Genomic DNA, 13,839 nt, shown 5'->3' with positions numbered 1-13,839 from the left:
TAGCTATCAGGCCGTCATGAGCCGTAGCACACAGGCCTCTTAACGTGTCACTACAACAGCGCTTTTACCCCAGTAAGTCATTTGCAGGCGAGTCACTATGCTCGATTTTAAGGAACTTGAGGCGTTCGTATGGGCAGTGAGGCTCGGCTCCTTCCGTAAGGCGGCGACTCGCCTGCACCTTACTCAGCCCTCGGTTTCTGAGCGTATTTCGCGCTTGGAAACCACGGTAGGAGAACTGCTGCTGGAGCGTGCCGCCCGGCCTATTCAGCCGACTATGCGAGGCCGCGAGTTCTTTGTGCACGCTGAGCGGATGCTGCACCAGCGTGACGAAGCGATGAAACTTTTCGATGACGAAGAGGCGTTTTCTGCACCATTGCGGCTCGGCACCATTGAAACCATCGCCCACAGTTGGTTTCCCGAATTTATGCGCCGTTTAACCGAGCGGTATCCGCGTTTGACCATCGAACTGACAGTGGATTACTCGCCGGTGCTCAATGAGCGGCTACTGGGTAACGAACTGGATATTGTCCTGGCGATGAATGGCTATTCACCGCAAAAGCAGATCGAGTACGAATCCTTGAGCCCCTATGAAATGGGCATGTTTGTCTCTCCGCGCCACGTCAAGCTGCTGGGCGAAAGTGCCGACACTTGGGGCAAACAGTTGCCGTTTATTTCATTTGGTAAGCAGGCTCGCCCCTATGCAGAGTTGGTGAGTTATTTGGCAGAGCAGGGAATCGCCAATCCTCGTATCCATAGCGTCAGCACGCTAATGACCATTGTACGCATGACCACAGAAGGATTAGGGATCGGCGCGCTGCCTGTCGCCACTGTGCTGGATGAGTGGCAGCGGGGGGAGCTCTACCGGCTCTCGCTACCGGTGCCGTTACCGGCCATGCACTATGATGTGATATGGCGCAACGCTAACCATCCGCGCTTTTGTCGCGGCGTTGCCCGCTTGGCCCAGCAGTGTGCCTGCAGCTATGCTCAGGCGCGTCGTGTCGATATGACAACAACACTTTTCTCCGGGCGCTGGGTTACCCCCAGTGCCTCCTCTGGTACCACCGAAGCAACACACTATTAGCACCATACTATTAATAGAAATAAGAGGGTTCTCACGATGCGCAAGACAATAACGACTTCATTGCTCCTGGCGACCGCCTGCGGTTTAACGGTGACGGCTCATGCTGCGGAATGGACGATGGCCACGCCTTACGGTGATGCCAGCTTTCATACCCAAAACAACAAGCAGTTCGCTGAGGACGTGGCCGAAGCGACCGATGGCGAGCTCACCATTACGGTGCATAGCGGTGGTTCGCTGGTATCGCATGGTGAAATTAAGCCCTCGGTGCGCCGTGGCACCATCGATGCGGGTGAAGTATTCCTCTCCGTTCTTTCCAACGATGATCCCATTTTCGAAGTGGATACCTTGCCCGGTGTGGCGGGCAGCTATGACGATGCCTATGCGCTGTGGGAAGCCACCAAGCCGATGATTACCGAGCTGTTTGCCTATGAAGGGCTGATTCCGCTCTATGCCGTCGCTTGGCCTGCTCAGGGGATTTACACCGCAGAGCCCCTCACTGACCCAGAACAGTTCGAGGGCTTGCGCGTTCGCGCTCCCAATATCAATACCCAGCGTTTTGTCGATAATCTGGGCGGCAGCCCGACTGAAACCGAAGAGTCAGACATCCCTACCGCGTTTAGCACAGGGCGTGTGGATGCCATGATCACCTCAAGCTCTACGGGTAACTCCATGGCGGCGTGGGATTACGTGACTGATTACACCGATGCTAACTTGTGGCTACCCAAGAATATCGTGTTTATCAGCCAGCGCAGTTTCGATGGCCTGGATGAAGCGACCCAGGAAGCTCTGATGGAAGCCGCCGCTGAGGCTGAAAAACGTGGTTGGGAGATGAGCCGCGAAGATAACGATGCCAGCCTGGCTGCACTGCAAGAGAACGGTATCTCGGTTTCTGAGCCTAATGAAGCTGTTTCAGCGGCACTTCAAGCCGCCGGTGATCAACTGTTTGAAGATTGGCAGTCGCGTGCTGACGACGAAGCCAAACAGGCGCTGGAAAGCTACCGCGAGCAGCGCGACAGCTAAAGGCTGCTGTCATGGCTCTTACAGCGGGGGTGGTAACGCCTCCGCTGCTTTTCCCGCGTGCTTTTTCCCATGTGCTTCGTGAGGCTGCGAACATGACGTTTAAATTCGACAAGCTTTATCGCCTGGGTGCTTGGGGTGCGGCGGCCTGCATGGTCGCCATTTGTGCGCTGATAGCACTTCAGGTGACCTTCCGCCTGGTAGACGCCCTGCTGGTGCTCGTTGGCCTGAGCCGCCTGGGCATGAGTATTACCGGCGTTTCGGAAATTGCTTCTTATCTATTGGTGGGGGCGACCTTTCTGGGGTTGGCCTATACCTTTGTGCATCACGCCCACATTCGCGTGACGCTGTTGATTACCCGGCTACCGTCGGCAATTCGTGTGTGGTTGGAAGTGTTTTGTCTCATCATCGCCCTGGCGATCAGCCTAATGCTCAGTTACGGCCTCATTGGGTTGGCGAGGGAGAGCCTGCAATATAACGATGTCTCCTCAGGGTTCGTGTCGATTCCACTTTGGATTCCTCAGCTTGTGCTTGTGGCCAGCGTAGGGCTGCTGTGCCTGGCACTGGCTGAAGCCTTGTTTATGGTGGTTCGCATTGCCATCCGTGATCCAGGGAGCTTTCGCGAAGCGACGGCTCAAGATGAAAGCGAGGGCCTCTAAATGGCGATTTTCCCCCATTCTCTTGAAACAACATCGCTGTTAACCGCGCTGCTGCCGCCTAAACCGGAGAGATCCTCGTGCTGCTACTAAGTCTCGCCACTATATTTACCCTCGTGTTGCTGCTGGGTAGCGGGGTGTGGATCGCCTTCGCGCTGATCGGTACTGCCTGGGTAGCATTGGAATTCTTTAGCTCTTTCTCGCCAGTCTCTATTTTGGCTTCCGATTTCTGGGGCGCCAGCTACGGTTGGGATCTCACTGCGCTACCCATGTTTATATGGATGGGAGAGATTCTGTTTCGCTCCGGGCTTGCGGATAATATGTTTCGTGGTCTGTCGCCCTGGTTAAACCGACTGCCGGGTCGTCTACTACATACCAATATTATTGGTAGCGGCATGTTTGCTGCAGTTTGCGGCTCTTCGGCTGCTACCTGTGCCACGGTGGGCAAAATGACCTTGCCAGAGCTTGAACGGCGGGGCTATGACAGTAATATGGCGATTGGCACCTTAGCCAGCGCCTCCACTTTGGGGCTTTTGATACCACCCTCCATTGTTTTGATCGTCTACGGCGTAGTCACCGAGCAATCGATCTCCAGGCTGTTTATGGCTGGTATTGGTCCGGGGTTGATGATCCTGGCGCTGTTTATGAGCTATCTCATCTTGTGGGCGTTACTCAAAGGCAACCGCGAAGGGCTGACCGGCGAAGATGAATCTGGCATGAGCTTTGCCGAAAAGTTGCGTAATACCTGGTCGTTAGTGCCTATTCTGCTGTTAATTGGCGGGATTATCTTTTCGATCTACGGCGGGTTGGCGTCGCCCACTGAGGCCGCGGCGGTCGGCGTGGTGCTGTCGATTGTCATTGCGCGCTTTAACGGTCACTTTGATCGCGACATTTTTAAAAGCTCGCTGTTTGCTGCCGTGCGTACTGCCTGCATGATCGCTTTTATTATTGCCGGTGCGTCGTTTTTAACCTCGGCCATGGGGTTTACCCAGGTGCCCATGAAGCTGGCCCAGGCGATTGGTGAAATGGGGCTATCGCCCACCATGCTGCTGATCGCACTTACCTTACTGCTACTGGTGATGGGCTGTTTTCTCGACGGCATCTCGCTGATTCTGCTCGTTACCGCGATTATCATGCCGCTGGTGAGCGCCGCTGGCTTCGATCTGATCTGGTTCGGTATTTATCTGGTCGTGGTGGTCGAAATGTCGCAGATTACCCCGCCTGTGGGCTTCAACCTGTTCGTGATTCAAGGGCTAACCGGTAAAGATATTCTGACCATTACCAAAGCCACACTGCCGTTCTTTCTATTGATGCTGTTAGCAATTGCTTTAATGCACATCTTCCCGGGTATTGCACTCTATCTACCTGAAGCAATGAACCGGTAAGGCGCTTAATATAAGCGGAAGCCCAAACGAAAAAAAACCGCTGGCCGAAGCGCTGAATGGCAAGCATGGTCTGGTCAGCGAGTTAAGGTTTGGTACGGGGTTGTTTATTGAGCTTTTTGAAAGTGATGTCTTTGTTGAATCCATCCGGGGCGTTATACCCTTTGCGTAGCATCGTGAGTGCTTTGGATTGGGCTTCCCTCCGGCTATTGAGTACGAGCGTATGGTTTAGCAAGAGTTGCTGAGCATTTTCAAGCAGCTCTTTAGGGTCAATCGCCGCAGGGGCATCTATCATCAGTGTTTTAGCGATCAACGCCATTTTAGGCTGAACTTCTTGTAGCACGCTTTCAAAGGAGAGAGAGGGTATGCCCGCTTTTGTGCTCAAATCGTATAAGAGGGCGGCAAGCAGCTCTTCTGGGGTGCTTGATAGGCAGGCATCCGCAATGGGGCCGGATAGGCGGACACACACTTCCATCAAACAATCGCTTGAATTATCACTTGCCCTATCGTTTTTATAGGGGCCATGACTAAAGCGTATGGTGTTGATCAGCGTGGCCGGGAGCCCCCATTTGGCGGCTAGCCAAGCCCCTATAATAGTGTGGTCACAACCAAAGTAACGCTGTTCTTCCACAACAAGGTGGGCATGTGGAATCGAACTATCGATGTAGAGCTCGTCTACTTGTTCAGGGTACGTCGCACTCAGCGCCAATATGCCAATATCCTGTAACAGTGCTGCCGTAAACGCATTACCTGCCTGTTGAGGGCACACTTGTTCAGCAAGCTGGCGCGCTATGAGTGCAGACATGATAGCCCGCCGCCAAATATGCGTATGCTGCGGCCCTTTATTGGGGTGCTGAAAAAGGTTGAAGCTCAATACCACCGTTAATGTGGCATCTAGCCCTAAACGCTGGATAGCCTCCAGGCATGTTTGTGTCGAATTGGCGGAGCGGGTGTGGTGAACGCTATTGGCGAGGGATATTAACCGAGCGGTTAACGCTGGGTCATGCTCAATGGTGTCGGCAACATCGTTGATAGTCGCTTTTGAAGATTGCGTTAACCTGAGGATGCGCAGTGCGATTGAGGGGAGCGAAGGTAAGCGCTGGCACTTGAGAAAGTCGCTGATTAGAAAACCAGGCAGTGCTTCCGTTAGCATTACATACAGTGCTTCATCCTTTGTCGATGTTTTAGTCACGTTATCTCCTGCGCACTTTATAGCGTAGCCGCCAGCCATCATGAGGTGATGTCCTAATTTTACCATATACCCAGCGAGTGTTGACGTTGTTATAGTTGGAAAAGCGCGGTTTATTCGTTGTAGGTCGCTGGATATACTTTATGAGGTGAGCAGCAGGCACTCCAGCCGCTCCAGAATTAAAAAAAGTGAGTGCAACCATGCACACAAAGAACGACGCGGCCGATATATTCCGTCAGTTGGCAGAAGGCGTAGGGAATAGCGGGAGCCCCCGCTTCTATGCAACGCTGGTGGAGCGCTTAGCAACGATACTAGGCGTTGATCATGTGTTAGTGGCCGATGTCACGCAACTGCACCAGGCTGAAACGTTGGCCGTCTGGTCCAATGGGGGCTTAATCGGCAATATGACTTATTCGCTGACTGGCACCCCTTGCGAGACCGCGTTGGGGAGCGAGTGTTGCCTCTATGCGCACGATGTTCAGTCGCGCTTTCCTGACGATAAACTGCTTTGTGAACTGGGGGCCGAGAGCTACTTGGGGCGAGCGCTCTATGCGGCGGATGGCGCGCTGATAGGCCTGCTGGCGGTGCTCAAAAACTCCCCTATGCAACTGGGGGAATTAGCCAATGAAATACTCCACATCGCCGCCGCCCAGGCGGGGGCTGAGCTGGGCAGGCAAAAGGCGGAGCAGGCATTAAGAAAAAGCGAAGAGGTTGCACGGGAAAGTGAGCGCCGCTTGGACACCCTGCTCAATCATCTACCGGGTATGGCCTATCGCTGTTTGAATGACCGCAGCTGGACGATGCAACTGGTGAGCCAAGGGGCCGAAACGCTGACGGGCTACCGGCCTGATGAATTGCAGGGTAATCGGCTGATCAGTTTTGCCGCTCTGATTCATCCTGAGGATCAGAATAAGCTCTTTCATGAGGTGCAGGCGGCCATTGCCAATAGGCGGCCTTACCGTGTTACCTATAAACTTCGCCACCGCGACGGCGGCTACCGCTGGATGTGGGAGCAAGGCCAGGCCGTTATGGATGAGGCGGGTGAAATCGTTTGCTTAGAAGGCTTTATCTCTGATGTGACCGACCAACAAGAGTCGCAGCGGGTGCAAAACGCTGTGGTAGAAGTGGCTTCTACGGTCACTACCCAGGTGGGGGACGGTTATTTTCAGCAGTTAATTGCTACCTTGGTGAAAGTGCTGGAAGCTGACGCTGGCTTTATTGCGCTGCTGCATACCTCCCCTCAGGGCGATGATAGCGTCTATGGACAGGCAACGACCGTCAGCATGGTCGTTGAAAGCGTGCAGCGAGATAAGCATACCTTTGCGTTGCGAGGCTCACCCTGCGAGCAGGTAGTGCTGGAGCGTGAAGCGGTCATGCATGATGGCCCACCGCTGATGTTGCCAGGCACATTGCTACCGACAAGGGCATGGATTGGGCGGCGCTTGGATAACGCCAACGGCGAAGCCATTGGCGTAATGATGGTGTTTTACCGCCAGCCGTTGACCACTAATGCGTTCGCCACTTCGGTGCTACAGATCCTCTCCACCGGTGCTGCGGCAGAGCTAGAGCGCCGCCGCGACCACCGTCACATGCACCAGCTAGCGTATACCGACGGCACCACCGGTTTACCAAACCGCGTGCGTTTCATGGAGTTGTTAGCGCAGATGTGGAAAGAGGCCCAGCAAGGCGAGCATGGGCTTTCGCTGCTGCTATTGGATATCCGCCGTTTTAAAGAAGTTAATGATCTTCATGGCCATCAGGTGGGGGATCAACTGCTGGTGAAAGTGGCTGAACGTCTAGAGCAGGTTAGCCGCTCATACGGCTCGCTGGCGCGGTTGTCAGGTGATGAGTTTGCCCTGCTGGTGGTTCATCCCGTCCCTAATGATATAGGCCACCTTGTCGAGCAGCTACGCTTAGCGGTAAAACCGCCGCTTTATCTGGAACGACGGGTCTTCCACCTTGATGTCAGCATCGGTTTTGCTCATTACCCTCAGGATGTGGCTGAGGCGGGCGAACTATTTAACGCGGCCAGCATCGCCTTACATCACGCTAAGCGTCGTGAAAAAAGTATCTGCCCCTATACCCAAACGATGCGCCTTGCGCTGCATCGACGCCAACGAATGACGGAGCGACTCAACGCTGCTATCAGTGGACATCAGTTAGCGCTCTACTTTCAGCCCCAGGTGGATCTCGCCAGTGGTCGGTTGACCGGCGCAGAAGCCCTGTGCCGTTGGTACGACGCCGAGTGGGGCTGGGTGAGTCCCGGTGAGTTTATTCCCCTGGCAGAAGAGCGAGGTTTGATACGTGCCTTGGGGGACTGGGTGCTGGAAGAGTCGGCAAGGCAGTTACTGGCATGGCGTGAAAAGCCTGAAGGAGGGCTACCAGGGAGGCTATCAATCAATATTTCCGCCCAACAGTTTGCCGACCCAGAACTTACCCGCCACATCGCCCAACTCACCGCTGGCGTTTCACCGAGCGCTATCGCCCTTGAGCTGACCGAAAGCGATTTTATGCGCGATCCGGATCAGGCCGTTGAGATTACCCACACCATGCGCCAAGCGGGCTATGCACTCTCGATTGATGATTTTGGTACCGGCTACTCATCGCTCTCCTACCTACGGCGCTTCGCCGCCGACGCGCTGAAAATTGATATCTCCTTTGTGCGCGAAATGCTCGAAAACAAAAATGATCGTGCCATCGTGCAGACCATCATCGCCATGGCAAAAGCGCTAGAGATGAAAACCGTGGCCGAAGGCGTTGAAACCCGCGACCAAGCAAATTTACTGGCTGAAATGGGCTGTAATGAAGCCCAGGGATACTGGTTTGGCCGCCCGCTACCGGCGGATGAGTTTGCGGCGCAGTGGTTGACTACTTAGCGCTCTATTATTGCTATGCTGTTATCGCGCTTGGGTCTCGAAAGAACCGCGTCGTGATACCAGCGTCATCGTCTTGTCATCACCTTTGGCATACCCTACGCGCCGCCAACCCGCGATGAAAGGAGTGCCCCATGCGCCTGGCCCTGTTTGATCTTGACGACACCCTCTTGGATGGAGACTGCAGCGACCGCTGGAATTTATGGATGATAGAGCAAGGTTGGATCAGCGATGCCGAAGCCTTTATGGCGCGAGCGGAGCAAATGCACCAGGCCTATCACGCCGGTAAATTGAAGCTTGAAGAGTACCTAGCCATGACCCTGGCGCCGCTGCGAGGGCGTCGGGTGAGAGATGTGCAAAAAGAGGTGGAGCGCTTCGTCGCTACCCACCTGCAGCCGCGTATTTTTGAGCAGGCCTGGGCCTGCCTGGAGGCACACCGCCAGGCGGGGGATACCCTGCTGCTGATTTCCGCCTCGTCGCGTCACCTGGTCGAGCCGATTGCCACCACCCTGGGTATTGAACACGTGTTGGCGGTAGAGCTAAGTGTCGAGAACGGTGTCAATGAAGAGGCGCGTTATACCGGCGGCAGCGAAGGGGTTTTTTCCTATCGTGGCGGCAAGGTGTTGCGCCTGAAACAGTGGCTGACCGAGCAGCAGATTACCCCCAGCCACACCACCTTCTACTCGGACTCGCGCAACGACCTTCCGCTACTACAGTATGTGGATTGCCCAGTGGCGGTTAATCCAGATCCGGTACTGGCCGAGGTGGCTAGCGTCGAAGGGTGGCGGCGCTTAGACTGGCGGACGCCTCCAAGCGCTCCGTCGTCTAACGCTCTGCCAGGAAAATCGGCGCATGTCTGATGCCTACTATTTACAGTTAACCGAACAGCTCCGCATCTTGATCGACCAAAACGCCGCCCAGTGGGAAGGCAAACTCCCCGCCGAGCGGTCATTGGCCGAACGCTTTGCCACCACCCGCGTGACCCTGCGCCAAGCGCTTTCCCAGTTGGAGGGGGAGGGACTGATTCATCGCAGCAACCGGCGTGGCTGGTTTATTTCCCCTGCCCGGCTAGTCTACGACCCTACCCGTGACGCGGGCTTTAACGACTATGTGCGCGCCCAGGGGCGGCAGCCGCGCACCGCCGTGTTGAAGCTGGAAAGCCGCCTTCACCCGCCCGCCGCTCGGGCACTGGGCCTGCCGGATGACCAGCCATTTCACCATATTCGCCGCCGCCGCTATGTGGATGATCGCGCGGTGCTGGTGGAATCCCTTTGGGTGGTGCCCGAGCGCGCCCCAGAGTTGCTAGATATCTACAGCGGCCAATCGCTTTGGGGGCTGTTGCGCGAGCGCTGGGGGCACTACCTGGCCAATCGCTCTATTCGCATGGTCTCAGAAGCGCTTTCGCCAATGGATGCCGAAGAGCTATTCGTTGCGCCCGGCACAGCCGGGTTAAATATTAACCGTGCCATTTTAGACGACCAGCAGCGCCCTATTGAGTTTGATGAAGAGCACTGGCTGCACGATTCGCTGTGTATCAGCGTGGAGCTATCCGGTCAGCGCTAGCGGAAACGACCTAGTCGAGGTCATCATCAGTTAAAAAAACGGTCAAACAAGCGTCATCGCAGTGTCATTTAAAGCCTGCAGACTTCTGGTCTATACCAATTAGACAGGAGTTCGCCCTCATGATGCCACACCGTTTATTCCCCTCCACTTTGCTTGCCGGTGCCGCAGCCGTTGCACTCGTTTCAAACGCCCAGGCCACTGAATTAACCGTGTATACCGCCGTTGAGTCAGATGACCTGCAAAAATATGCTGAACGCTTCAACGCGGCCCACCCGGATATCGAGATTAACTGGGTACGCGACTCCACAGGTGTGATTACCGCCCGCCTACTGGCCGAGAAAGACAACCCCCAGGCCGACGTGATCTGGGGCCTAGCCGCTACCAGCCTGCTGGTGCTGGAAGAGGAGGGCATGCTAGAGCGCTATGCCCCCGCCGGTGTTGAAAACCTCGATCCAAAATTTGTCGATGCGGCCTATCGCGACGGCGAAGACCCGGCGTGGGTGGGCATGGACGCTTGGGTAGCGGCTATCTGCTACAACACGGTCGAGGGCGAGCGCCAGGGCGTGCCCATGCCGACCTCTTGGGAAGACCTGACCCAGCCAGAATTTGAAGGCCATGTGATCATGCCCAACCCCAACTCGTCGGGCACCGGCTATCTGGATGTGGCCAGCTGGCTGCAGCTATGGGGCGAGGAGCAGGGCTGGGACTACATGGATCGCCTGCATAACAATATCGCCCGCTACACCCATTCGGGTTCCGCGCCCTGCAGCCTGGCCGCTACCGGTGAAACCGTGGTAGGCGTGTCATTTGCGTTCCGCGGTGCGCGCTTGAAGTCTCAGGGCGCGCCTATCGAAGTAGTGTTCCCTGAAGAGGGCCTGGGCTGGGATATGGAAGCTTCCGCGATGGTGGCCGGTACCGACAAGCAAGAAGCGGCGCAAACGCTGCTGGATTGGTCGATTTCACGGGAGGCCAACGAGCTGTATAACGAAGGCTATGCGGTGGTGGCCTACCCTGGCGTGGCACAGCCCATCGACAATTATCCCACAGACATTACCGAGCGCATGATCGATGCGGACTTCAAGTGGGCGGCCGTGAACCGCGAGCGCGTGCTGGCCGAGTGGCAGCGCCGCTACGACGGTAAAACCGAACAGTAAGCCCAGATCAGCAGTTGCCCCGGTTAAGCGCCGGGACATGGAGATGTTATGCACACCACCATGACGTCGCTGCTGGCGGCTGATTCGCCAGCGGTGATGACCCCTACGATGCCGCACTTACGTATCGATACCGTCACCAAGCAGTTTGGAAACTTCACTGCGCTGGACGGTATTTCCCTGACCATTAACGAAGGTGAGTTTGTCTGCTTTCTGGGCCCCTCCGGCTGCGGCAAAACCACTCTGCTGCGTACCATTGCAGGGCTAACCCGGCAAACGTCGGGCACACTGATTCAGCGCGACAAGGATATTTCCAGGCTGCCCACCCAGGCGCGGGATTTCGGCATCGTTTTCCAGTCCTATGCGCTGTTTCCCAACCTGACGGTGTTTAACAATATCGCCTATGGGCTGCGCAACCGCCGGGATGACCGGGCGCGTATCAACGCGCGGGTCGCCGAGCTACTCGCCCTGGTCAACTTGACCGGTAGCGAAAACAAGTACCCGGCGGCGCTCTCCGGTGGCCAGCAGCAGCGGGTGGCGCTGGCGCGGGCATTAGCCACCGAGCCAGGGCTGCTGTTACTTGATGAGCCCCTCTCGGCGCTGGATGCCCGGGTGCGCGGCCATCTGCGTAGTCAGATCAAAGCGCTCCAGGCGCGCCTGGGGGTGACCACCATCATGGTGACCCACGACCAGGAAGAGGCGCTGACCATGGCCGACCGCATTGTGGTGATGAACCATGGCGTAATCGAACAAGTGGGTACGCCAGCCGAGATTTACCACCAGCCTGCCAGCGCCTTTGTGGCCTCGTTTATTGGCAGCATGAATTTCCTTGACGTCACCGTGCGGAGCCGCGATGGGGCACAGGTTGGCTCCATGCTTTGCGCCTGCCTGCCGCACACCCTGGAAGTGGGCCAAGCCGCTCAGTTAGCCATCCGCCCGGAAGCCGTGGCGCTTAGCCGTGAAGCGGGAGCGCTGAAGGGCGAAGTGGTCGGCAACGAGTTTTTAGGCCCCTTTCAGCGGGTCTCCCTGCGCCTGGCGGAGACTGACCAAACCCTCATCGCTGATGTGCCCAGCCGGGATAGTAGTGACCTAAGCCTGTTTGTGGGGCAGATGCTATCGATTCACCTGCCCGCGGAAGCTGCCCGCCTGTACCCTGCAGGGAGCAGCCAGCAATGATCGCCAACGCCTTCTCAATGTCATTACCCCGACCGTCCCTGGAGTCGCTGATTCGTTTACTGGCACTCCTCGCCGGGGTCGCCTTGCTGGTGGTGGGGCTGCTGTTTCCACTGGTGGCCATGCTGGTGAAAAGCCTGCAAGACCGCGCCGGTGACTTTATCGGCCTGGCTAACTTTGTTCACTATTTTCAGACCCCTGCGCTGGTTAATTCGATTGCCAACTCGTTGCGGGTGGCGCTGATGACCACAGGTGTGGTGGTTGGCTTGGCGTTTCTATGCGCCTACGGGATTACCCGCACCTGCATGCCGGGCAAACGGCTGTTTCGCATGCTGGCGATCCTCCCTATTCTGGCGCCGTCGCTGCTGCCCGCGATCAGCCTTGTTTACCTGTTTGGTAATCAGGGATTTCTGCGTGAGGTGCTGGCAGGCCACTCGATCTATGGGCCAATTGGCATTGTGATGGGCATGAGCTTCTGGATATTTCCCCACGCGCTGATGCTGCTGACCACCGCGCTGACCAACAGCGATGCACGGCTCTACGAAGCGGCCGAAGCGCTGGGTACACCCAAGTGGCGCACCTTTCTGACTATTACATTGCCCGGCGTGCGTTATGGGCTGATTTCTTGCCTGTTTGTGGTGTTTACCCTGGCGATCACCGATTTTGGTGTACCGAAAATCATCGGTGGTCAGTTCAGCGTGCTGGCCACTGATGTCTACCGTCAGGTCGTCGGCCAGCAGAACTTTCAGATGGGCGCGGTGGTCAGCGTGATTCTGCTGCTGCCCGCAGTGCTCTCGTTTATCGTTGACCGCTGGATACAGCGCCGCCAGGTGGCCCAGCTCTCGGCCCGAGCAGTGCCGTGGCAGCCGACCCCCTGCCCGCTGCGGGACTGGGTCTTTATGCTACTTTGCTACGCGGTGGCCGGTGCCATTGTGTTGGTGATCGGCACCGCGGTGTATGCCTCGCTGATACAGTTTTGGCCCTACAACTTGTCGATCACCTTTGAGCACTACACTTTCCAAGGCATGGCCGACGGCGGCTGGGGAGCCTGGTTTAACTCGCTCAAGCTTGCTTTCAGCGTGGCCTTAGTGGGCACGTTGGTGATCTTCTTTAACGCCTGGTTGATCGAAAAGAGTGAAGGCTACCGCCCGCTGCGCCAAGGGCTGCACTTTATGGCCATGCTGCCTATGGCGGTGCCCGGCATGGTGTTGGGGCTTGCCTATATTTTCTTTTTTAACCAGGCGGGCAACCCGTTTAACTGGCTATACGGCACGCTGATGATTCTGGTGCTCAATACCTTGATTCACTTCTACACCGTGTGCCATCTCACCTCGGTCACCGCGCTTAAACAGCTCGATCCCGAGTTTGAAGCGGTGGGGGCCTCCCTCAAGGTACCGTTCTGGATCACGTTCAGCCGCGTGACGCTGCCGGTGTCGCTCCCCGCGGTGCTGGATATCTCGGTGTATCTGTTCGTCAACGCGATGACCACGGTGTCCGCAGTGGTGTTTCTCTACAACAGCGACACCCGGTTGGCCTCAGTGGCCGTGCTGCACCTGGATGAAGCGGGCTACTTCGCCAGCGCGGCGGCCATGGCGGTGCTGATTTTCCTTACCTCGCTGGTGGTGAAGCTGCTGCACACTGCTCTTACTTACGTCCTGTTAAACAACGCCCAGCGCTGGCGCATGGCGGGCTAGGCAGCATCTAGACTGCTGTTGTGCTTACGGTTAAAGTGTTTAAAAAATCTGGTATATACC

General features: G+C 56.4%; 11 protein-coding genes. 10 read left to right on the top strand and 1 reads right to left on the bottom strand.

All coding sequences use genetic code 11. The features are described from left to right. The first annotated feature begins 97 nt into the window (after positions 1 to 97). From OM794_RS20085 to OM794_RS20070, 4 genes are all read left to right on the top strand, one after another. Positions 98 to 1,081: a LysR family transcriptional regulator gene (locus OM794_RS20085; protein ID WP_226246682.1), complete on the top strand. Its 984-nt coding sequence runs from the start codon at positions 98 to 100 to the stop codon at positions 1,079 to 1,081. A 36-nt stretch (positions 1,082 to 1,117) separates the two neighbouring features. After that, positions 1,118 to 2,101, top strand: coding sequence for a TRAP transporter substrate-binding protein (locus tag OM794_RS20080; RefSeq protein ID WP_226246683.1), 984 nt, complete (start codon positions 1,118 to 1,120; stop codon positions 2,099 to 2,101). A gap of 92 nt (positions 2,102 to 2,193) precedes the next feature. After that, positions 2,194 to 2,757: a TRAP transporter small permease gene (locus tag OM794_RS20075; RefSeq protein ID WP_226247028.1), complete on the top strand. Its 564-nt coding sequence runs from the start codon at positions 2,194 to 2,196 to the stop codon at positions 2,755 to 2,757. Between the two features lie 77 nt (positions 2,758 to 2,834). After that, entirely contained in the window at positions 2,835 to 4,139 is a 1,305-nt protein-coding gene (locus tag OM794_RS20070; RefSeq protein WP_226246684.1) for a TRAP transporter large permease, read from the top strand. Between the two features lie 82 nt (positions 4,140 to 4,221). Here OM794_RS20070 and OM794_RS20065 read toward each other — a convergent pair whose 3' ends face one another. Further along, positions 4,222 to 5,328 (bottom strand): HDOD domain-containing protein, encoded by a 1,107-nt coding sequence (locus OM794_RS20065; protein ID WP_226246685.1) that lies wholly within the window; start codon positions 5,326 to 5,328, stop codon positions 4,222 to 4,224. A gap of 197 nt (positions 5,329 to 5,525) precedes the next feature. Between OM794_RS20065 and OM794_RS20060 the strand changes: the two genes are divergently transcribed. The 6 genes from OM794_RS20060 (at position 5,526) to OM794_RS20035 (ending at position 13,779) form a co-directional block, all read left to right on the top strand. Then, positions 5,526 to 8,201 (top strand): GGDEF domain-containing phosphodiesterase, encoded by a 2,676-nt coding sequence (locus OM794_RS20060; protein WP_226246686.1) that lies wholly within the window; start codon positions 5,526 to 5,528, stop codon positions 8,199 to 8,201. A gap of 131 nt (positions 8,202 to 8,332) precedes the next feature. Next, complete coding sequence (locus OM794_RS20055; RefSeq protein WP_226246687.1) at positions 8,333 to 9,058, top strand: HAD family hydrolase; 726 nt, start codon at positions 8,333 to 8,335, stop codon at positions 9,056 to 9,058. Further along, positions 9,051 to 9,761, top strand: coding sequence for a UTRA domain-containing protein (locus OM794_RS20050; protein WP_226246688.1), 711 nt, complete (start codon positions 9,051 to 9,053; stop codon positions 9,759 to 9,761). The genes OM794_RS20055 and OM794_RS20050 overlap by 8 nt, the downstream gene beginning before the upstream one ends. Before the next feature lie 119 nt (positions 9,762 to 9,880). Then, positions 9,881 to 10,915, top strand: a complete 1,035-nt coding sequence (locus OM794_RS20045; RefSeq protein WP_226246689.1) for a putative 2-aminoethylphosphonate ABC transporter substrate-binding protein — start codon at positions 9,881 to 9,883, stop codon at positions 10,913 to 10,915. A 48-nt stretch (positions 10,916 to 10,963) separates the two neighbouring features. Then, the gene (locus tag OM794_RS20040; RefSeq protein ID WP_226246690.1) at positions 10,964 to 12,088 is read left to right on the top strand and encodes a putative 2-aminoethylphosphonate ABC transporter ATP-binding protein; all 1,125 of its coding nucleotides are present in this window, start codon (positions 10,964 to 10,966) and stop codon (positions 12,086 to 12,088) included. Next, entirely contained in the window at positions 12,085 to 13,779 is a 1,695-nt protein-coding gene (locus tag OM794_RS20035; protein ID WP_226246691.1) for a putative 2-aminoethylphosphonate ABC transporter permease subunit, read from the top strand. Before OM794_RS20040 ends, OM794_RS20035 begins: the two co-directional genes overlap by 4 nt. The last annotated feature ends 60 nt before the right edge of the window (positions 13,780 to 13,839 follow it).

This window comes from Halomonas sp. BDJS001 (genome assembly GCF_026104355.1).
Lineage (GTDB): Bacteria > Pseudomonadota > Gammaproteobacteria > Pseudomonadales > Halomonadaceae > Vreelandella.
The sequence above is the reverse complement of the archived record's forward strand: the minus strand, read 5'-3'. Positions and strand labels throughout refer to the sequence as shown.

Bases quoted from the DNA above. Each gene is read 5' to 3' on its own strand.
- OM794_RS20035 (WP_226246691.1), top strand. From the start codon at position 12,085: ATGATCGCCAACGCCTTCTCAATGTCATTACCCCGACCGTCCCTGGAG.
- OM794_RS20060 (WP_226246686.1), top strand. From the start codon at position 5,526: ATGCACACAAAGAACGACGCGGCCGATATATTCCGTCAGTTGGCAGAA.
- OM794_RS20085 (WP_226246682.1), top strand. From the start codon at position 98: ATGCTCGATTTTAAGGAACTTGAGGCGTTCGTATGGGCAGTGAGGCTC.
- OM794_RS20080 (WP_226246683.1), top strand. From the start codon at position 1,118: ATGCGCAAGACAATAACGACTTCATTGCTCCTGGCGACCGCCTGCGGT.
- OM794_RS20040 (WP_226246690.1), top strand. From the start codon at position 10,964: ATGCACACCACCATGACGTCGCTGCTGGCGGCTGATTCGCCAGCGGTG.
- OM794_RS20045 (WP_226246689.1), top strand. From the start codon at position 9,881: ATGATGCCACACCGTTTATTCCCCTCCACTTTGCTTGCCGGTGCCGCA.
- OM794_RS20055 (WP_226246687.1), top strand. From the start codon at position 8,333: ATGCGCCTGGCCCTGTTTGATCTTGACGACACCCTCTTGGATGGAGAC.
- OM794_RS20075 (WP_226247028.1), top strand. From the start codon at position 2,194: ATGACGTTTAAATTCGACAAGCTTTATCGCCTGGGTGCTTGGGGTGCG.
- OM794_RS20050 (WP_226246688.1), top strand. From the start codon at position 9,051: ATGTCTGATGCCTACTATTTACAGTTAACCGAACAGCTCCGCATCTTG.